Genomic DNA, 737 nt, shown 5'->3' on the forward strand with positions numbered 1-737 from the left:
GACTTGGCGCGGTTGTCGTCGATGACCCGCTCGGAGGGTGCCTTGTCGCCGCCCATCAGCGCTTCCTGCATCTTCTCGAACCGCTCGTGGGCCTCCTGCACGTAGCCGGTGCCCAGGGTGGTGTAGTCGATCTGGGTGGCGATCAGTTCGCGGATGTAGCCCTTGTTCGGCTCGAAGGTGACCGGGGCGGGCAGCTCGGGGGCGCACACCTGCTCGGGGTCGCGGCCGTCGTGCTTCTTGAACAGCTCGGCGGCCAGCCGCAGGTGCTCCAGCTCCATGTTGAGGTGCAGCTCCCAGATGTTCTTCACCTTGGGGTCGGACTCGGTCTCCATGAAGGAGTGGTACAGGTAGCACTCGTTGTACTCGTGGTTGAGCAGCATCTCCCACCAGCTCTCGCCCGGGTCGACGAGCGATTCGTAGTGGGTGACGTGCTCTTCCTCGATGAGGCCGATCTCCTGGTAGAGCTGGCGGGCGATGGGCTCCATGTAGGTGGGGCCGACGTTCATGTAGAAGTTCATGGTCTGCTGCTCGGCGGCCATGATCGTCAGGGCGTGCAGCCGGCTGATCGGCGCGGTGGAGCTCTTGTCGTAGGGCTCGCGCACGTTGTCCATCGGGTCGCGGTGGTGCAGGTAGGTCGGGCGGCCCGGCATCACCTCGGTGAGCTGGTCGACGATCTTCTCGGCCTTGCGGTGCTCGATCATCTCGTACAGGTTGGCGTAGCGGTAGAGGTGGTCGAA

At 64.3% G+C, this 737-nt stretch carries 1 pseudogene; it reads right to left on the reverse strand.

The features are described 5' to 3' along the window. Window positions 1-737 (reverse strand): annotated as a pseudogene (locus tag ACTWPW_RS64485) (hypothetical protein); the annotation flags it as partial.

This window comes from Nonomuraea sp. KM90, from assembly GCF_052246675.1.
GTDB lineage: Bacteria > Actinomycetota > Actinomycetes > Streptosporangiales > Streptosporangiaceae > Nonomuraea.